Here is a 19307-nt window from a genome sequence, read left to right as displayed (position 1 = left end):
GTCCGTGCAGGCGGCGCCGCGCAGTGGGCGCATGCCCATCTCGCCGTGCTCCAGGACCTCGGCGTGGCGCAGGGTGATGACGTCCCCGGCCCTGCCCGTCACCCTCAGGCGCACGTGGCCGGTGAGGTTCTGGCCGAGGTCGAGGACCTTGCGGCCCGAGGGGGTGGTGATGACCTCGACGGGGGTGACCTCGCCGATGACGGTCGGCATCTCCATGGTGGTGGGCTGCAGGGCGGCCTCGGGCAGGGGCAGGGCCTCGACGGCCCGCTGAGCGATACACCTGTATCGCTCGGTTTGCTCGGTCTCAAATTCAAGCAGGCCGCAGACAGCAGTGGTCTTCTCTCTGCATCCGACGAGAACCTTGTAAAGGTTCTCGTCCTTCTTAGTAGTGGCATCGGCCGCGTGGGCGCGGCCAAGGACGTATCCTCCGATGCCCGCCATGATGGCGAGCGTGAGGGCGGCGAAAACGATGATAACGATGGTAGCAGCAGTGGCGCTCATGACTCCTCCTAAAGGGTCACGCTCAAGTAAAAGGGCAACTTCACGCCCTTTTTTTGTGGAAACTTGAGCGAAAAGCTATTATGAATATAGCACATTATCGTATAAATGTCAAGCGTTTTAACGAAAAATGTGTCATAATAATTTTGCTACCTCTGTAAAAGCCGCAGAATTGCTTATCTTAAAAAACCGAAATTACTTTGCTAGAGCCGCTATGGCTGCCGCTTTGTCGCGGTCGATTAGGTCTAGCTTGCCCTCTAAATCTAATATTCCCATGTCGATGGCGCGGACGAGCGACTGGTCGCGGCGTAGCGGCGTGAAAAACTCGCGGTATTCGGCTAGTTGCTGGCGCGTCATCAGCAGCATGGCGGCGTAGCGCGGGAAGTAATCGTGGCTTTTGTCGCTGGCGAAAGTTTGCTCGATCCAACTCCACTGGCTGCGCATCCAGCGCCAGGCGGCTTCGCGGCCGTAGCGATTACGCAGCAGGTCGACGAACCAGTGAACGGTGTCTTGGCTGCGGATGATGTCGGTGTTGGTGAGTAGCCCGATCAAGCGTGCCAGCTGCTCGGCGTCGCGTGTCGTGGCGACTCCTGCGGCGATGTCGCTGCGCAGGTCGGCTGATTGCGTGGCTTGGTAGGCTTCGAGTAGCTGGCTGACTATACCTGCCGGCTGATCGCTGTAGCGGACGGCGGCACCGATGATTGATGGGCGCAGGTCGGCGCTGAGCTCGGCCAGAGGTGTGTTTTGGTAGAGCTGGCGCGCGGTGCTGATTGCCGCTGCGTCTTCGCTATATAGCATGCAATCAATGATGGCTGCGCGCAGTTTGCTGTCAGACTCTGGCTCGCCGGGGTGTTTGTTCCAACCTAGGCGTTCGAATTGCCGACGAGCTAGCTTGCCTGATAGGCGTCGCAGCAGCTTTTCGGCTGCTTCGTCTTGGTCAACGAATTTCTTGAGATCGCTGATGGCCAGCGCAATGATTTCCCAGACGGTCTGATCACTTTCGTTTTGGAAGGCGGCTAGCGCTTCGACTAGCGTGCTGCTAGCGACTAGACCGCCGCGGGCTAGTAGGATTTGCTCATTGAGATACTGGGCTCGTTGTGCTGGCGTTAATATGCCATCGGTGATGGCCTGCAATATGCGAGCTCGCAGAGTGTCGTCGTAGCAAGTGATAAAGTGCGAGGCATTTTGATGATTGAGTAGCAATAGTCCGTCTGGCGCGGGCGAGAGGCACTGTTCGCGCTCCTTTAGGATTTCGGGCAGGCGCTGGTCGTTGGCGCCGAGCGGAATCGGCCACAAACGATCAGACGGCTGGTGCGGCCCAGTGAAGAATTGTTCTTGGCGGAGCGTCAACTCGCCATTGTCGAGCGACGCGTAGACTACTGGGTAACCTGGCTGTGAAATCCAGGTGTTCATTAGCGCGCCGACGTCTTTGCCGCTAGCTTGGCTTAGACAGTCCCAGAGGTCGTCGCCAGTAGTGTTGCTATACTTGAAGCGGGTGAAATACTGCTTGAGGCCAGCGCGGAACGCTTCATCACCGATCCATAGTTGCATCATCCGCAGCAGCCGGCCGCCTTTGGCGTAGACAATCGCTCCATCAAACAGCGCGCTAATTTCGGCTGGGCTCGATACGTCGGTTTGGACTGGCTGCACGCCGTCGATACTATCGCGGCGCAGGGCAGCAACGCCCTCGTTGTTGGCAAACTCGTCCCATTGTCGCCAGTCTGGATGTAGCGCGTTAGTTGCTAGGTATTCCATCAGCGTAGCGAAACTCTCGTTCAGCCACAGGTTATTCCACCATTTCATAGTCACTAGATTACCGAACCACTGGTGGCTTAATTCGTGGGCGATAACTGTCGCAATATATTGGCGGGTTGAAACACTAGCGGTTGCCGGATCGGCCAGCAGGGCGGTTTCGCGGTAGGTCACCAAGCCCCAATTCTCCATAGCGCCGCTGGAAAAATCAGGTAGTGCTACATGGTCAGATTTCGGCAGCGGGTAAGGCACGCCAAAATACTCGTTGAAAAAGTCAATTGTTTGCGCTGCGTGCTGGAGTGCCCAGTTCAAGCTGTCGGCTGACTGCGCTGGTGTGGCGTAGACGTTGACCTCGACGCCGCTCTTGGCGGCAGTAGTCGCGCGCTGCAAATCGCCAGCGACAAAGGCCGCCAGGTAAGTGCTCATGCGCGGTGTTTGCTCGAAGGTAGTCAGTGTTCCCTCGCTGCTTTCCCGCTGCGAAACGACTGGCATATTACTGAGTACTACCGGCTCGTTTGATAATATCGAAATCGCAAATGTTGCTTTGGCCTCTGGTTCATCGACGCATGGGAAGGCTTCGCGGGCATGGTGGCTTTCGAATTGAGTGGCGTATAGCTCGCGTTTTTGGCCTTGATGCTCATAATAACAAGGATAAATACCATGCATAGCGTCGGTTAATGCTAGTGAGAATTTGATAGTAATTTGCACTGGACCGTTGTCGGTATTGTCAAATGTCAAAATGTCGTTGTCGGTTGATGTCTTGACTGCTTGACTGTTGACAGTAGTCTCTTCGATCTGCAAATCTTTGGCGTGCAAGCGAATTGGCTCGGCTGCTAGATGTTGGCCGCGGATAGTTGCTGTGCCGCGGATTAAGCGATTGCTCTTTGCTTGACGCAAATCCCATTGGATATCGTAGTGTTCTGGTTGAAATTGAGAAAATAATCTGTCCATACGTCCATTATAGCAGGGTGTATAATATGCTTATGCAGCGGCGTCGTAGAATGGTCCTGGTAGCGGTAATTTTGATAGGTACTCTCGGGTGGATTGTTGTTAAGGAGCGGCCGAATTTGCCGCTGATGCTGCCAGATTCACAGCCTCAGCAGCCGGAGCTGGTTTCTGGTTCTGGCGAAATAGCGCGCGACGCCTTAGCGGCATTGCCAACCAAGGGCCGCGCTCCTAAGACCGGTTACAAGCGCTCGCAGTTCGGTGACGGCTGGGCCAAGGCGGGCGGCTGCGATACGCGCAATGTTATCTTGCGGCGCGACTTAGTAAACGCTGTCCTGGGCGACGACAACTGCAAAGTACAGGCTGGCGCTCTTAGCGACCCGTACACTGGGCAGCGGATCGCTTTCAAGCGCGGTGCTAATTCTAGCGGCGCTGTGCAAATTGACCACGTAGTGGCGCTGAGCAACGCTTGGCAGACTGGCGCTCAGCAGTTGTCTAGCGAACAGCGAATTAGTCTGGCTAACGACCCGCTTGAGCTGCTAGCTGTCGACGGACCAGCCAACCAACAGAAGGGCGACGGCGATGCGGCGACTTGGCTGCCGTCAAATAAACCGTTTCGCTGTCAGTACATTGCCCGTCAAATTGCCGTCAAGAAAAAATACTCGCTGTGGGTGACACCACCGGAGCGCACGGCTATGGAACGGATCTTGGCGAGCTGTCCAGAACAGCGCTTGCCGGCGTGATATAATCTAAAATATGATAAGGCAACACCAGTATTCTCTCTATGATATATTTGCGGTACTTTTTGTAACGACACTATTGGTTAGTAATATTGTCAGCGTCAAAATTGTATCTGTTGGCTGGCTTACTTTTGATGCTGGCACAGTTTTGTTTCCGCTAGCATATATCGTGGGTGATATAATTACTGAGGTTTACGGTTATCGTCGGATGCGCCGGCTGATTTATAGCGGTGTGGCAGCTTTGATGCTGATGACGTTGACTTTTTGGGTGGTGCAATTATTGCCGGCGGATAGTAGCTGGACGGGGCAAGCGGCGTTTGAATCGACGTTAGGCGTGGTTTGGCGGTTGGCTATCGGTTCGGTAATGGCGCTATTTGTCGGCGAGATCATGAATGCTTACGTAATGGGACGGATGAAAGTTGCCAGCCGCGGCCGCGGTTTGTGGCGGCGGATGATTGGCAGCTCGGCGGCGGGCAGTGCTCTAGATACGGTGATTTTCTCGACGATTGCTTTTGCCGGTACTATGCCGACGACCAGCTTTTGGCAGCTTATCGTCACGGTGTTTTTGATCAAGATGGCTGTAGAGATTATGGTCTCGCCGCTGACGATGCATTTGATTGCCCGCGTGAAAAAGCGTGAAAAGATGGATACGTTCGAGCAGCCAGCGAAATACCTGGTGAATTAGTTGCTTGGCTCGTCTTGGCGGCGTTAGATTTTGACGCGGTTTTATTTTACAATGTGACGCCGATTGGTAAATTATCGCCGTAGTAGCGAGCCAGGAACGACTGCTTGAAATTAAAAAATGTGCCGTCTAGCAGCGAAGCGCGAATCTGGTCGACAGTGCGCACTACGAAGCGTTCATTGTGGATGCTGGCGAGCGTAGCGCCGAGAATCTCATCGGCGCGAAACAGATGATTGATGTAAGCGCGCGTATGATGCTGGCAAGTATAACAGTCGCATTCAGCGTCGATCGGCGCGAAGTCCTCGCGAAAGCGAGCATTGCTGATGTTGATGCGGCCGTCAAATGTGTACAGAGCGCCGTTGCGGGCTTGGCGGGTCGGCGCGACACAATCGAAAGTATCGATGCCATATTCGACGCCGAGAAACAAATCGGCCGGCTGCGAACCTAAGCCTAATAGGTGGCGCGGCTTATCCTCGGGCAAAGTCTCGCAGACCCAGCGGACGACGTCAGCGATCTCACCAGGCTGGAAGACGCCGCCGATACCGTAGCCGTCGAAGTTGCGCTCGCCCAGGAAATTGGCCGATTGGCGGCGCAGTGTTTCGTCGCGGGCGCCCTGGACGACGCCGTAGAGCGCTTGCAGATTTTCGCCGCGCGCTAGATGTTCGGCGTTTAGCTCATCGTGGCGAACCAAGCAGCGCTCCGCCCAAGCATGCGTTCGCTGCATTGCCTTTACAATCGTGCCGCGGGCTGCTAGCGGTGCAGTCAGCTCATCAAAGGCCATATGAATATCAGCGCCGATGGCGTGCTGTAGCTCCATTGACGATTCTGGCGTCATCATTATATATCTGCCATCCAGATGCGACCGAAATTGCGCGCCTTGGTCGGTAACTTTGGCTAGCTGATTAGCAGACTTGACCGCTTGCGCGGCGCTGCCTTTTTGGGTGTGAGCGACGGCGTCGATCCCTTTTTTGTAAGCAATTCCCAGACTGAAAATCTGAAAGCCGCCGCTGTCAGTGAAAGTCGGCCCATCGTAATCCATAAATTTGCCTAGGCCGCCTGCTTTATGAATAATTTCGGCGCCTGGCCGCTGCATCAAATGATAAGTATTGGCCAAAATCGATTGCCCGCCGCAGGCTTTGACCTGTTCGACAGTCAGCGCCTTGACGGTTGCTTTAGTGCCGCCAACGATGAAAGCTGGCGTTTGAATCGTGCCGTGTGGCGTTTCAATCGTACCAGCGCGCGCTAAGGTGCCGGGGAGGCGATGGGTAATTTTAAAAGTGATAGCTTTTTGCATCTTTTCTAGTATAGCATGAGCGCACTCGTCCTACTGTGTGATAATTAGCATACTGTCGCCATAACTAAAGAATTTATATTTTTCGCAAACGGCGTGCTGATAAGCAGGCTTTAGCTTATCCCAGCCAGCAAAAGCTGCCGTCAACATGAGTACCGTACTTTCAGGCATATGGAAGTTAGTTAATAGCGCATCGATCGTTTTAAACTTATAGCCGGGATAGATAAAAATATCAGCTTCGCCCGAGATAGCATGTGGCGGCTGGCTCAAAATTTGTTGGTGGGCATATTCTAGGGTACGCGTGATTGTCGTACCGAGAGCGATAACGCGATGGCCGGATTGTTTGGCGGATTGGATAGCCGCGGCAGTGGCGGTTGGGATCGAGAAATATTCTTGATGCATTTTGTGCTGCGCGACATCATCGACGCGGATAGGTAAAAAAGTACCCAGGCCGACATGTAACGTAGCGTACACGACATTGACACCTTTATCGCGTAATTGTCGCAGTGTGCTTTCGGTCATATTGAGGCTAGCTGTTGGTGCTGCCACTGAGCCTGCCTCGCGAGCGAAAACCGTTTGGTAGCGCTCGTTATCCGCTGCGGTAGCGTCACGTCCCAGATAGGGTGGTAAAGGTACGGTGCCGTGCTCAGCGGCAATATCCAACAAGTTTCGCTCGCTACGAATTAGTGCGATACCATTGCCGATAATCTTCTCGACCATTAAAGTGTCATCGCCAATTGTCAGGACATCGCCAGCGATTAACTTTCGCCGATAAATAACCTTGTGGCGGAACCAGTCGTCGTGTGCGCCGTGCTGTTCGACTAGAACAAGTTCGCGCTCGCCGCCGCTCGGTTTACGCGTGATTAAGCGTGCCTTGATGACTTTAGTGTCGTTGATGACCAGTACATCGCCCACTTGCAAATAGTCGACCACGTCAGGATAGTAGCGATCGGTGATTGTGCCTGTTTGACGATCAAGTACTAGCAGGCGCGAAGTACCGCGCACTGCTGGCGGCGTCGCTGCGATTAGCTCGTCAGGAATATCATAATGAAAATTAGAAAGCTGCATTATTCTTAGTATAGCACTGATGCGTTATCGCTAATCCTAGGCTTGACGACGCCAGCTTCCGCGTGCTATATTAAATTCGTACTCATCCGGCCGGCAGGTCGGTTGTTTTCGTATTGGAACTAAAAGAAAGGAATTATATGGAAGATTTGAATATCAAGCAGTTGACGCTAGCGGTGCGGGCGATTGCTGATGAAAAGGCGTTGCCTGAAGAAACCGTATTAAACGTAATCGAGCAGGCGATCGCTGCTGCCTGGCGCCGCGATAACGGCGAGCGCGAGCAAAATGTGCGCGCCGAACTTAATATCAATGACGGCACCGCCAAGGTGTTTGTCCAGCGCGAAGTCGTCGAGGATGTTGTTAATCCGGCCACCGAAATCAGCTTGGCGGATGCTCGGGCAGAGAAGCCAGATGCTCAGTTAGGGGACACTATCGAGGAAGCTCATGAAGTTAAGTCCTTTGGCCGAGTGGCCGCCCAGACTGCCAAGCAGGTCGTCATGCAGCGCTTGCGCGAAGCCGAGCGCGAAGTTGTTCTGGCAGAGTTCGAAGACAAAATCGGCACGGTCGTTACCGGTATGGTGCAGCGCGTCGAGCCGCGCGTGGTGCGTGTCGAGCTAGGCAAGGCCACTGGTATTATCCCGCAGAGTGAGCAGATTCAGGGCGAGTTTTACAAAATTGGCTCGCGGATCAAAGTATTAATCAAAGACATCGAACGCGAAGGCCGCGGCCCGCAGCTGATCCTCAGTCGCGGCAGCGAGGACTTTATCGAATATCTCTTCCGCCAAGAAGTACCCGAGATGGAAACTGGCGCTGTCGAGATCAAAGGCATCGCCCGCGAAGCTGGCCGCCGCACCAAACTTGCGGTTGCTAGCACGGTGCCAGGCGTTGACCCGGTCGGAACGTTCGTCGGCGGTCACGGCGCGCGCGTCAATGCGGTGATGAGCGAAATCGGCGAGCAAGAGAAAATCGATATCGTTACTTATGATGATAATATAGACACGTATATTCGCAACGCTCTTAGCCCGGCTGAGATTGTTAAAGTCGAGATTGATAAGGACAAAAAAACCGCCAATGTTTATGTTACTGAAGACCAGCAATCAATCGCTATCGGCCGCGGCGGGCAAAATGTGCGTTTGGCGAGCCGCCTGACTGGCTACGAATTGAACATCGAGACCACAGCGCCGAAATCAGCCGAGAAAAAACCGCGCAAGAACGTCGAGGAAGATTTGTTTAGCGCTATCGAAAATCAAGACTAAAACCCGCAGCCGCTTTTTGCAAATTAGCACTCTGCCTTGACGAGTGCTAATTTGTTATGTATAATTGGCTGTAATGGGCAATACGCTCAGAACGGAGAACTGATGATGCCAGAAGATTTTGCAGATTTTATTTCGCGATTGACCGACAATGCGCGCGCTAGCGTCCAGCATGCTGACGCAATTGCTCGCGGTAACGGTAGTAATTACATTGGGACGGAGCACTTGCTGCTCGGCGTTTTGGCGCAAGGGTCGAGCTCGGCGGCGCAAGTATTGACTGACGCTGGCGTGACCTTGCAGCAAGCTGAAATGATCCTAGATATCAAACCGTCGCGGGTGGTTACTAGTACAGGTATGGTGGGCCTTAGCGAGACGGCTTTGTTGACATTGCGCATGGCATGGGAAGCAGCGCGCGAGTACGGCCATGATTATCTCGGTACAGAGCATATATTGTACAGCGTCCTGCGACAAGGTAATGCTCGAGCGACAGCGCTGCTGCGCGAAATGGGTATCAACGTCGATATGATAATCAGCGAACTCGAGAAGTCGTTTGAAGAGAATCGCGGCGAACATGGCGATATTGCTACCGAGCCGCGGCGCCGCGGCAACACGCGCGGCGGGGCGCTTAGCGCCTTTGGCGTGGATTTGACAACACGAGCGGCCAACGGCGAGCTTGACCCGATGATTGGCCGCGACAAAGAGCTGGAGCGAATGATCACTATCCTTAGCCGCCGCACCAAGAATAATCCAGTGTTGATTGGCGACCCAGGCGTTGGCAAAACCGCTATCGTTGAGGGGCTGGCGCAGCGGATCGTCCGCGAGGACGTACCGGGCCATCTATTAGATCGCCGCGTGGTTATGTTAGACATGGCGGCGATGATTGCCGGTACTAAATATCGTGGCGAATTTGAGGATCGGCTAAAAAAGGTAATTGCTGAAGTCAAAAAACAAGGCAACATTATTCTTTTTATTGATGAATTGCACCTGCTGGTTGGCGCTGGCGCCTCGGAAGGTTCGATGGATGCGGCCAATATCCTCAAGCCGGCGTTGGCGCGCGGCGAGCTGCACATGATTGGCGCGACGACTCTCGATGAATATCGCAAGCATATCGAGAAAGACACGGCGCTAGAACGGCGTTTTCAGACGATCGTCGTCAAAGAGCCAACTATGGCGCAGACAATCGCTATTTTGAAAGGTCTTAAAAATTATTATGAAAAGCATCATGGCGTCAAAATTACCGACGAAGTGATCGAATCGGCAGTGTACATGAGCGACCGCTACGTCAGCGACCGTTTCATGCCCGATAAAGCGATTGACGTGCTCGACGAGGCGGCTGCCCGAGTTCGTGTCAAGCGGGGCCACCGCCCGAGCCGCGAGCGCGAATATCTCAAAGAGCTCAAGCACCTCAATGAGCGCATGGAGGACGCTGTTTTGCACGAAGATTACCAGCGAGCTGCCATGTATAAACAGCGTATTAGCCAGATTAGTAAAAAACTCGAGACAGAAGTTGCTGCCCAAAAAGGCCGCCGCGCTATCCAATTAACCGATGATGATGTGGCGCATGCCATCGCTGTGATGACCAACATTCCAGTCGAAAAAGTCCAGACTAGCGAAGCGAAGTTGCTGCGCCAGCTCGAAAAGCATCTCGGCAAGTACGTCATTGGCCAGCGCGAGGCTATCGGTAAGGTAGCGCGGGCGATTCGCCGCAGCCGCAGCGGTGTGGCTAGCAGCCAGCGACCGATTGGCAGTTTCGTCTTCATGGGACCTACTGGTGTCGGCAAAACGCAATTAGCTAAGGTGCTGGCGCGAGAAGTTTTCGGTAGCGAAGAAGCGCTTATCAAAATCGACATGAGCGAGTTCGGCGAGAGGCATAATACGTCGCGCCTGCTCGGGGCGCCAGCTGGTTATGTTGGTTACGAGGACGGCGGTAAATTGACTGACAAAGTTCGCCGCCAGCCGTACAGCGTGGTGCTTTTTGACGAAATTGAAAAGGCGCATCCAGATGTGTTCAACCTGCTGCTGCAGCTACTGGAAGACGGGACAATGACTGATGCTAAGGGGCGCGAAGTTAGCTTTCGTAATACGATTATCATCTTGACTAGCAATCTCGGCGCCGACAAAATGACCAAAGAGTCGGAACTCGGCTTTCACTCTAGCCGCGACAAAGGCAGCGAAATTGACGATTTGCACCGTCGCAACGCTAAATTTGCTCGCGATGCTCTCGATAAATTTATGCGCCCCGAGTTGATTAATCGCTTTGACGGGATTATCACTTTCCGAGCGTTGACTCGCGCCGAGGTCGGCAAGATCTTCGACCTGCTGATCGGCGAGCTGCGCCAGCGTTTGGTGCGCAAAAGCTTAGCCCTTACGATTAAACCTAGTGCCAAAAAATTCCTTATCGACAAGGGTTACGGTATTAAATACGGCGCCCGTCCGCTGCGCCGCGTCATCGAGGACGAGATTGAGCATGCTATTGCTGAGCAAGTACTTGACGGCGCCTATGCTAAAGGTGATATCCTAGAAGTAGGGATCAAGAAAGGAGCGATAGCGATTGAACGGCGCAGCGAAACCGACAGCCAGACGTAGTATTGTCTCGAAAATCATCGCTTTGATGGCAGTGATAAGTATTGCTGCTGGCGGTTTTTTCTACGGGCAGACAGCCTTTGATACTTATCGAGCGTCGACTTTCACGCCGCCTGCAGCTGTTGCCGCGGTTGAAGGCTCAATTAAGTTGACGCCGACAGCACAGCGCACTTTCCGAGCAACTCAGCCAGCTATTGAGACTAGCGATCAGTTCAATGCTCATTGCAAAAGTACCGAACGTACCGCAGCCATCTTGGGCTGCTACTATGGCGATAAGATTTATCTTTTTGACGTCGAAAATGCCGAATTAGCTGGCGCCAAAGAAGTAACGGCAGCGCACGAATTGCTACACGCCCAGTATGCACGGCTGAATATCTTCGAGCGGCCGCGAGTCGACGCTATGATCAAAAAGGCTTATCAAAAGGTCAAAAATGAACCGGAAATTGCCAAAGCCATGGAATACTATCGCGAGGCCGAGCCAGGCGCCGAGCTAGATGAGCTACATTCGATTATCGGTACCACGATTGGCGAGCTCGACTCCGACCTTGAACAATATTATGCGCGTTATTTCACTGATCGAGCGTCAATTGTCGCCAAAAACCAAGCTTACACGGCAGTATTTACTCGAGTTAATACCCGGGCTGAAGCGCTGCAATCTAAGTTGCAGTCAGCCGCTAAGCAAATCAAACAAGATGTCGAAACTTATCAGTCCGACTTATCGCAAATTAACGCTGATATTAATAGTTTTAATGAACGGGCTAGGAGCGGCGAGTTTAGTTCGCAAGCTGATTTCACAGTGGCGCGGTCGGCGCTGCAGCGGCGAATTAGTGCTATCAATGCTCGGCAGGGTTCGCTCAATTCGCGGATTAAAGCTTACAATGACGATGTGGCAACTCTCAAAAGCTTAGCCGTTAAAGCCGATCAGCTCAATCAAAGCATCAACGGCGTAGCCGCGCCAGCCGGAGTAAATGGTGGCCAAAGCGCGCAGTAATTTCGTCTGCCAAAATTGCGGCGCCAGCTATCCGAAATGGACTGGCAAGTGCGAGAATTGCGGCGAGTGGAACACGCTCGTCGAACAGATAATCGAAACCAAGGGCGCTTCGGCGGTAGCGCGCAGCCATTCGCACGGTAAAATCCTAAAGCCGCAGTCGATGCGTTCAATCGCTGCCGAGGATTCAGTAAAACGCTTGCCGACTGGTATTGCCGACCTCGACGCAGTGCTAGGCGGCGGGATTCTGCCGGCAGGTGTAATGCTGTTAGCGGGGCAGCCGGGTATCGGTAAATCTACGTTGTTGATGCAGGTAGCGGCACACGTTTCCGAGCAGTATGCCGTACTTTACGTCAGCGGCGAGGAAAGCGCTTCTCAGGTTAAGCTCCGCGCTACGCGTCTCGGTGCGACCTCTGGCGATGACCTGCAGTTTGTCGCTAGCACTAGCGCTGACGACATTGCTGCAACAATTCGCAGCGGCCGATATAAATTGGTAATTATCGACAGTATCCAAACGCTTAGTCTCGAGGAAATCGCCAGCGCGCCAGGTACCGTTAGCCAGATTACCAACTCGAGTAATGTCATTATCCGGGCAGCAAAAGCTTCGGGTGCAGCGGTAATTTTAGTGGGCCACGTCACCAAGGAGGGCTCGATCGCTGGGCCGAAAGTTCTCGAGCACCTAGTCGATGTGGTCTTGCAATTCGAAGGCGACCGTTACGGCGGCTTCAAAGTGGTGCGCGCCGTCAAGAATCGCTACGGCTCGACTAGCGAAGCGGCAATTTTTGAGATGAACGATAAGGGTTTGCGGGTCGTCGAAAATCCGTCAGCCGCGCTGTTAGCCGAGCGCCAAAATGCTGATGGTTCGGTGGTATTGGCGACGCTTGAAGGCAACCGTCCGATTCTCGTTGAGATCCAAGCTCTTGTCAACTCGACTAATTTCGGGTATCCTAAGAGGACAGCCAGCGGTTTCGATCTCAACCGCCTCAATCTGCTCATCGCGGTGCTAGAGAAGCGCACCAAATTGAATTTATCCGATAAAGATATTTATGTGAATGTGGTTGGCGGTCTGAAACTGGCCGACCGGGCAGCAGATTTGGCGGTAGCGATGGCGATTGCTAGCGCGGCGGCTGGGCGCAAACTCGACGATGGCCTGGTGGTATTCGGCGAAGTGGGCTTAGGCGGCGAGATTCGCTCGGCACAAGGCGCCGATAAGCGCCTGAACGAAGCCGAAAAACTCGGCTTCACTCGAGCGATCGCACCGGCAACCTCTGGCAAAAAGAATTCATTTGTAAAAGGCGTCAAAGATTTACGCCAAGCTTTGATCGGCTATCTCAAGTAGTCAATAGTCAATCAAAGCAAAAAGAAAGGAAAATATGCAAACCAAAGACTTAATATTATTGGCGGTAACGCTGCTTATTTTGGGCGAGGTGTCGTACTTATTAGCGCGCCTGCCCAAAAACTCCATCAAATCAAAAGATCGGGCTATCTTGGTAGATACCTCGGTGCTGATGGACGGGCGAATTGTACCGGTAGCGCAAACTGGCTTTATCGGCGGTACGCTGGTGATTCCACGCTCGGTTATCGGCGAGCTGCAGTTTCTAGCTGACCACGCCGATGCTGATAAACGTGCTCGTGCTCGCTATGGGCTTGATGTAGTCACCGAGTTGCAAGCTATGGAGCGCGTCAACGTCGAATTGCTGCAAGACGGCAGCCACGCTCGCGAAGGTGTCGACGACCGCCTACTCAAGCTAGCTAAGCAGCACGGCGCAGTGATCATGACGCTAGATTATAATCTAAACAAGGTTGCCGCCGTCGAGGGTACCGAAGTGCTAAACCTTAACGAATTAGCGCAGAGTATCCGGATGGAGCATCTACCCGGCGAGAAAATTACGTTAGAGCTTATTCAGAAGGGGCAGGACGCGCATCAGGGCGTGGGCTACCTACCAGACGGCACAATGGTTGTCGTCGAGCAGGCGAGCGCTCAGATAGGTCAGACGCTAAATGTCGAAATTATCCGTAATTTGCAGACCGCAGCCGGCCGGATGATCTTTGCTAAGAAAATAGAGACTGTTGGCAAACCCCTCAAATCGACCGCCAAAGCTGCGGGCAAAACTCAAAAAACGGCAAAAATCGCAGCCGCAGCAGCATCGAAAACTCCCGCAAAAAGCACTACTATTGCTAAGCAGCGTCCTGCCAGTCGCGCCCGCGGCCAATCGTCAGCTGGCAGTGCTAGCAACCGTGATTTGGTCAAGGCAAAGGCATCAGGCGAAACCAAAATTCAAGCTAAACCAGCCAGCAAAAAAGCTAATTCGCCGAAAACAAAACCGCAGCCGAAGCCAGCTGCCTCAGCAACCCGGCGCCAGAGTGCTCGCCGCCGCCCCGACCACGAGAGCGACTTGATCGATCTAGTCAATAACCAATAAAATCGCCAGCGCGATATACAAATAGCACGCTGCTAGAAGCGTGCTATTTTGCTGGGTATTAGCGGCAAACTACTGCGATACGAAGCGGATTTAATCGTCGTCATCGCTGCTACTGTTTGGATTGTAGCTGGCGCTACTAGTCGCCGTGTAGTAGCCAATGTCGGTAATTTTGGCGGTTAGCGTGCCGCTACTGGCTGCTGACAGGTTGCCTTTATGAATATTCCAGATGCCGCTGCTGTCGACTTGCTTGCTGGCGACAACGGTGCTGCCAGATAATAATTCGATGTTTTGCAGTTTGTAACGGCCGCTGGTATAGACGATGGATACGCCGCCGCTAGTCACCGTTAACGTAACATTCGGCTTCGGATCGTCGCACTTGTGTGCGTCATCCTCTTTCTCGGCATCGTAGCTAGAGTCGTTAGGCGTGACTATCTCTTTTCTGGTGATTGGATCAGCCATTTTCATGACATCGATTTCAATCTTGGCAGCTTCGGGAGTACAGGACGTAGCCTTCTTTTTCGAGACGCGGTCGAAAGTCATCTTGGCATTAGTAGCAGCGCTGGCCTTGTTGTAATATGACGGATAAATCTCGCCCTTGATTGTCTGGATGCCGCTCGGCGCAGTATACCAGTCGCTTAACTTCAGCTTGCCTTGGTCGGCATACATCTTGGAGATATCGGCCATCGTACGATCGAAGAACATGGCTGGAATCAGCGAGTTGCCATTGCGCAGCGGCGAGGTGTCAGAATTGCCTAGCCACACCGCCATCGATAGGTTCGGCGTGTAGCCGGCAGCCCAGATATCTTTAGCGCTAACCTTGCCATTAATCTCGCTGTTGCTGGTACCAGTCTTGACAGCTGCCTTGACGCCGGCGCGGCCGAGGTTGACTAGGTAGTCGCGGCCCGCCAATCCAGCGCGCGCCTTGCCGTCGCCAAGGATGTCGCTAACGATGTAAGCTGCTTGCTGGTCGATGACTTGCTTGCTAGATTCTTTGTACTGTTTGAGGGTTTGTCCATTGCTGTTGGCGACTTTCAGGATAGTCGTCTGCGGTTTATAAGTGCCCATTCGTCCTAGCGTTGCGAAAGCGTTAACGTGGTCAACCAAGCGCGTGCCGCAGCCGCCGATAGCGCTCGATAGACCAGCTTGCGCGTCGGCGCCTTGCGTGCAGTACTGCAAATCGCCGGCGGAGCGGATTAGCGACCAGGTGCTGCCACTGTTATTCTTCTCGTTGATGGCCATAGCTTTGATGGCCGGAATATTGCGAGAGCGGGCCAATGCTTGGCGCAGGGTAATATTGCCTTGGAATTTGTTGTCGGCGTTGTTCGGACTATAATTGCCCGGGAAAGTTGTCTTGGAATCTGCTAGAATCGAGCCGCTGCCGTAATTGGCGTTATTGCCGCCTTGGTTGCTAAATAAGCGGGCGTAAACAAGCGGCTTGATCGACGAACCCGGCTGAATGAAAGCGGTGGCCGCATTGTCCTGCCCGAAGCCAGCGTAATTAAAGTCGCGGCTACCGACTAGGGCGATAAGCTGGCCAGTCTTGGTATCTTCGATAGCGGCTGCGCCGTTTGAGAAGCCAGCAAACTGCGAGCAGTTGCGATAACCGCAGTTGCCATCGGTAATCTCGCCGTTAAATAATTTGGCTATATTGGTTTCTAGGGTTGTTTGCGCGTCGAGGTCGAGCGTCGTCTTGACCAATAAACCGCCTTCGCCGACGATAGTCTTGCCGAGCTCTTCCTCTAGCTGTTTCTTGACCATTTGGACGAAGTGCGGCGCCTTGACGTTGGCGTATTGGTCGGCCAGCGGCTTGATAGTGTCCATGATATCGACTTTCTTGGCTGCCGCTGCCTCTTGTTTGGATATGTAATTCATCGACACCATGTCGTCGAGTACTTTGTGCTGGCGTTCGACAAGCGCTTTGCGGCCGTAAGTATTGTACGGGTTGTAAAGCGACGGGTTGTTCGGGATAGCGGCTAGTAGCGAGCATTCTGGTAAGGTTAAATCTCTGGATGATTTGCCGAAATAAGTTTGCGCGGCCGATTCGACGCCGTTGCGCCGGCCGCCGTACGGCGATTCGTTGAGGTACAAGCCGAGGATTTGGTCTTTGCTGTACATTCGCTCGACCTCGATGGCTAGAATCATCTCTTTGATTTTGCGCGGAATACCCGACAAGCCCCGCTGCATAGCTTCGTCCTTAGTAAAGAACACTTTCTTGACTAGCTGCTGCGTTAGCGTCGAGCCGCCCTGCACGGCGTTGCCCTGCGAGTTGCTGATAAAGGCGCGAGCAATACCGCTAGCGCTGATGCCGCCGTGCTTATAAAAATCTTTGTCCTCGATGGCTATAGTGGCTTTGCCCATGCATGGTGAGATAGTTTTGGCGTCGACGACTAACGTATAATCGCCAGTGCCTTTGTCTTCCCAGAGCAGCTTGTCGTTGCGGTCGTAATATTTGGTGACTGTTGTTTTGACGCGCTGTGCCAGGGTGTCAGGGTTGATTTTGTCGAGATCTTTGCGGAAATAGGCGAATAGCGAAGCTATGCCGATGACGATTAGCAGCAAAGCGATGCCGACAACCTTCAGCGCCATAATTGCGCCGTCGCGGCTAAACCAGTATTTGGCTAGGCGTTTCGGATGCAAGCGGTATAGTAAGCGCTTGACTGGATGCTTCGGCAAAGTTGCCAGATATTCGGCTTTTTTGCGCGCTCGCGCGTCTTTCTTGACTCGGCGTTTATTGGCTAAATTAGCATAAGCGCTGACGCCGCCAGCTACTTTTCGTTTCTTGTTTCCCACTTTCACTCTTCCCATAAGCAATATTTCCACCATTATAGCACTGTTCGCATCACGACGGCTAGTGCTTTTGCTGATAATTTGCAAATATGTTACTATCTCACTATTAAATAAAGAAAGGTTTCAGATGACGCTAGCAGAAGAACTAACGTGGCGCGGACTCATCAACCAGACGACGTTCGCTGATGTCAAAGATATAAACGAGCCGCGAACGTTCTATTTTGGCGTTGACCCTAGCGCGCCGAGTATGACTATCGGCAACTTGGCAGCGATGATGTTGTGCCGGCATTTTATCGACCACGGCTACAAACCGCTGCTGCTAGTCGGCGGCGCCACCGGCATGATTGGCGATCCAGACGGCAAAAAGCAAGAGCGCGACCTGCGCAATGCCGAAACAGTGGCGCGCAATGTTGAAGGTCTGGAGGCGCAATTCCGCCAAGTTTTCCGCGGCCAGGATTTTGAAATTGTTGATAATGCCGACTGGTTCTCGCAGATTAATTACATTGATTTCTTGCACAAAATCGGCAAACATATCAGCATGACGCAGCTGCTCGACCGCGAATTCGTGCAGCAGCGTATCGGCGAGGGTGGCGCTGGCATCAGCTACGGCGAATTTAGCTACGGGTTGATTCAAGGGTATGACTTTTTACACTTGTACCGCGAAAAAGGCGCCACTTTGCAGCTAGCTGGCGCCGACCAGTGGGGCAATAGCATCATTGGCGTGTCGCTGATTCGCAAGCTCGAGAGCAGTGAAGCGCACGTTTTGACCGCGCCGCTAGTTATCAACAAGCAAACTGGCGTCAAATTCGGCAAGTCTGAGGGCGGCGCTATCTGGCTCGACCCCGAGATGACCAGTCCGTACAAGTTCTATCAATTCTGGCTCAACTGCGACGACGAAACCAGCGAGGACCTCATCAAAATCTACACGCTGCTCGACCGCGAAACCGTTGAGGCGCTGATCGACAATCATCGAGCCAATCCAGGCGAGCGCGCCTTGCAGAAAACCTTAGCGCGCGAGGTCACCGACTTGGTGCACGGCCGCCAGCGCCGCGAGAGCGTCGAGCGGGTAACGGCTGCGTTGTTTGGCGGCGGCGATATTGCGGCGCTTAACAGCGACGATTTGAACGCTTTAGCTAACGAAATCCCGACGGTTGACCTCGAGACGACGGTTGTGGCGGCGTTGGTCGCTGCTGGCTTATGCTCTAGCAACGGCGAAGCGCGCCGGCTGATCCAGAATAACGCGATTAGCGTCAACGGTGCGAAGATTGCCGGCGATATGCCGCTGACCGAGACTAGCTTAATCAAAAAGGGCAAGAACGACTTTTTGCTGGTAAAATAATTGGAATAGGAGGAAATCATGAAGAAAATTATCGGTTTTGACTTGGACGACACGCTAGCGGTTAGTAAATCGGCGATTTCGCCGCGCATGGCGGGTTTGCTCGCTAAATTGCTGGAAAATTATCAAGTTTGCGTCATTTCTGGCGGCAAATTTGAGCAATTCCAAAAGCAGGTCATCGACCAGATGAATGTTTCGCCGGAATTGCTGGCGCGCTTCCACATGATGCCGACATGCGGCACGCGTTATTATACATTTAACGTCGATGCGAACGAGTGGCAAACGCATTATAAAGAAGATTTCACCGACGAGCAAAAGCAGAAAATCACTCAAGTTTTGGAGGAATCGGCGCGCAAATTTGATTTGTGGGAAGCAAATCCCGACGGTGAGATTATCGAAGACCGCTTGAGCCAAGTGACGTACTCGGCGCTAGGCCAGCAGGCCTCACCCGAGAAAAAATACGCTTGGGCGGAAGCCAACAAAGTAGTCCGCAAACAAATGCGCGACGACGTTGCCGCCAAATTGCCAGAGTTCGAAGTACGCCTGGGCGGCACCACCAGCGTCGACATCACCAAAATCGGCGTCGATAAAGCCTACGGCATGAAAAAGTTGATGGAAGCCACAGGCGCTAGTAAAGAAGAAATCTTGTTTTTCGGCGACAAAATAGAAGAAGGCGGCAACGACTTCCCAGTCAAAAATCTCGGCATCGACTGCATCGCGGTGGAGCGCTGGCAGGATACCGCCTACGCGCTAGAGGGTATCATCGCCGTGACCGAGTAGATTTTCGAACGAAATTCGAGCCAGCAAAACACCCGGCTAACTAACCGGGTGTTTTTGATAAAATCAATCAAGGGAAAGTGATAAGCGAGGCGGGCCGCCCCGGCGCGAGAAATTGGGGAAAATCTCGCGCCGGGGCAGCGGTTAGTTGTCATCGTCCCTGATTTTAAGGGACGATGACGCCATC

The 19307-nt window shown here is 53.2% G+C and carries 14 protein-coding genes; 9 read left to right on the top strand and 5 right to left on the bottom strand.

Annotated elements, in window-relative coordinates; translation table 11 throughout:
• Together G1ANC_RS01265 and G1ANC_RS01260 are read right to left on the bottom strand one after the other, a co-directional pair.
• A partial coding sequence (locus G1ANC_RS01265) for a family 78 glycoside hydrolase catalytic domain (protein WP_164997958.1) occupies positions 1–501 on the bottom strand: 501 nt, incomplete at its 3' end.
• A 192-nt stretch (positions 502–693) separates the two neighbouring features.
• Positions 694–3201, bottom strand: a complete 2508-nt coding sequence (locus tag G1ANC_RS01260; protein ID WP_129693226.1) for a M1 family metallopeptidase — start codon at positions 3199–3201, stop codon at positions 694–696.
• Between the two features lie 26 nt (positions 3202–3227).
• On the opposite strand from G1ANC_RS01260, the gene G1ANC_RS01255 reads away from it, so the two are divergent.
• Both G1ANC_RS01255 and G1ANC_RS01250 read left to right on the top strand, forming a co-directional pair.
• The gene (locus G1ANC_RS01255) at positions 3228–3938 is read left to right on the top strand and encodes an HNH endonuclease family protein (protein WP_129693225.1); all 711 of its coding nucleotides are present in this window, start codon (positions 3228–3230) and stop codon (positions 3936–3938) included.
• Between the two features lie 13 nt (positions 3939–3951).
• Positions 3952–4620, top strand: coding sequence for a queuosine precursor transporter (locus G1ANC_RS01250; protein ID WP_129693224.1), 669 nt, complete (start codon positions 3952–3954; stop codon positions 4618–4620).
• A 46-nt stretch (positions 4621–4666) separates the two neighbouring features.
• On the opposite strand, the gene tgt is transcribed toward G1ANC_RS01250, so the two are convergent.
• Both tgt and queA read right to left on the bottom strand, forming a co-directional pair.
• On the bottom strand, positions 4667–5911 hold the full coding sequence (tgt, locus tag G1ANC_RS01245; protein WP_129693223.1) for a tRNA guanosine(34) transglycosylase Tgt: 1245 nt from the start codon (positions 5909–5911) through the stop codon (positions 4667–4669).
• A gap of 30 nt (positions 5912–5941) precedes the next feature.
• The gene (queA, locus tag G1ANC_RS01240) at positions 5942–6976 is read right to left on the bottom strand and encodes a tRNA preQ1(34) S-adenosylmethionine ribosyltransferase-isomerase QueA (RefSeq protein ID WP_129693222.1); all 1035 of its coding nucleotides are present in this window, start codon (positions 6974–6976) and stop codon (positions 5942–5944) included.
• A gap of 137 nt (positions 6977–7113) precedes the next feature.
• On the opposite strand from queA, the gene nusA reads away from it, so the two are divergent.
• The 5 genes from nusA (at position 7114) to G1ANC_RS01215 (ending at position 14220) form a co-directional block, all read left to right on the top strand.
• The gene (nusA, locus tag G1ANC_RS01235) at positions 7114–8229 is read left to right on the top strand and encodes a transcription termination factor NusA (RefSeq protein ID WP_129693221.1); all 1116 of its coding nucleotides are present in this window, start codon (positions 7114–7116) and stop codon (positions 8227–8229) included.
• A gap of 102 nt (positions 8230–8331) precedes the next feature.
• Positions 8332–10812 (top strand): ATP-dependent Clp protease ATP-binding subunit, encoded by a 2481-nt coding sequence (locus tag G1ANC_RS01230; protein ID WP_129693220.1) that lies wholly within the window; start codon positions 8332–8334, stop codon positions 10810–10812.
• A complete protein-coding gene (locus tag G1ANC_RS01225; RefSeq protein ID WP_129693219.1) occupies positions 10778–11800 on the top strand; it encodes a hypothetical protein in 1023 nt (340 codons plus the stop codon). The genes G1ANC_RS01230 and G1ANC_RS01225 overlap by 35 nt, the downstream gene beginning before the upstream one ends.
• On the top strand, positions 11778–13136 hold the full coding sequence (gene radA / locus G1ANC_RS01220) for a DNA repair protein RadA (protein ID WP_129693218.1): 1359 nt from the start codon (positions 11778–11780) through the stop codon (positions 13134–13136). Before G1ANC_RS01225 ends, radA begins: the two co-directional genes overlap by 23 nt.
• A gap of 34 nt (positions 13137–13170) precedes the next feature.
• On the top strand, positions 13171–14220 hold the full coding sequence (locus tag G1ANC_RS01215) for a PIN domain-containing protein (protein WP_129693217.1): 1050 nt from the start codon (positions 13171–13173) through the stop codon (positions 14218–14220).
• 90 nt (positions 14221–14310) lie between these two features.
• On the opposite strand, the gene G1ANC_RS01210 is transcribed toward G1ANC_RS01215, so the two are convergent.
• Positions 14311–17010: a transglycosylase domain-containing protein gene (locus G1ANC_RS01210; protein ID WP_164997957.1), complete on the bottom strand. Its 2700-nt coding sequence runs from the start codon at positions 17008–17010 to the stop codon at positions 14311–14313.
• Positions 17011–17134: 124 nt separating this feature from the next.
• Between G1ANC_RS01210 and tyrS the strand changes: the two genes are divergently transcribed.
• Both tyrS and G1ANC_RS01200 read left to right on the top strand, forming a co-directional pair.
• Positions 17135–18346: a tyrosine--tRNA ligase gene (tyrS, locus tag G1ANC_RS01205; protein ID WP_129693215.1), complete on the top strand. Its 1212-nt coding sequence runs from the start codon at positions 17135–17137 to the stop codon at positions 18344–18346.
• Between the two features lie 18 nt (positions 18347–18364).
• Entirely contained in the window at positions 18365–19123 is a 759-nt protein-coding gene (locus G1ANC_RS01200) for an HAD-IIB family hydrolase (RefSeq protein ID WP_129693214.1), read from the top strand.
• The last annotated feature ends 184 nt before the right edge of the window (positions 19124–19307 follow it).

The organism is Candidatus Nanosynsacchari sp. TM7_ANC_38.39_G1_1 (assembly GCF_004138385.1).
This window is presented reverse-complemented; position numbering and strand designations above follow the sequence as displayed.

Excerpts from the sequence above, each read along its gene's own strand:
- G1ANC_RS01200 (WP_129693214.1), top strand. The coding sequence starts at position 18,365 with ATGAAGAAAATTATCGGTTTTGACTTGGACGACACGCTAGCGGTTAGT.
- tgt (WP_129693223.1), bottom strand. The coding sequence starts at position 5,911 with ATGCAAAAAGCTATCACTTTTAAAATTACCCATCGCCTCCCCGGCACC.
- G1ANC_RS01230 (WP_129693220.1), top strand. The coding sequence starts at position 8,332 with ATGATGCCAGAAGATTTTGCAGATTTTATTTCGCGATTGACCGACAAT.
- G1ANC_RS01255 (WP_129693225.1), top strand. The coding sequence starts at position 3,228 with ATGCTTATGCAGCGGCGTCGTAGAATGGTCCTGGTAGCGGTAATTTTG.
- queA (WP_129693222.1), bottom strand. The coding sequence starts at position 6,976 with ATGCAGCTTTCTAATTTTCATTATGATATTCCTGACGAGCTAATCGCA.
- radA (WP_129693218.1), top strand. The coding sequence starts at position 11,778 with ATGGTGGCCAAAGCGCGCAGTAATTTCGTCTGCCAAAATTGCGGCGCC.
- nusA (WP_129693221.1), top strand. The coding sequence starts at position 7,114 with ATGGAAGATTTGAATATCAAGCAGTTGACGCTAGCGGTGCGGGCGATT.
- G1ANC_RS01215 (WP_129693217.1), top strand. The coding sequence starts at position 13,171 with ATGCAAACCAAAGACTTAATATTATTGGCGGTAACGCTGCTTATTTTG.
- G1ANC_RS01260 (WP_129693226.1), bottom strand. The coding sequence starts at position 3,201 with ATGGACAGATTATTTTCTCAATTTCAACCAGAACACTACGATATCCAA.
- tyrS (WP_129693215.1), top strand. The coding sequence starts at position 17,135 with ATGACGCTAGCAGAAGAACTAACGTGGCGCGGACTCATCAACCAGACG.
- G1ANC_RS01250 (WP_129693224.1), top strand. The coding sequence starts at position 3,952 with ATGATAAGGCAACACCAGTATTCTCTCTATGATATATTTGCGGTACTT.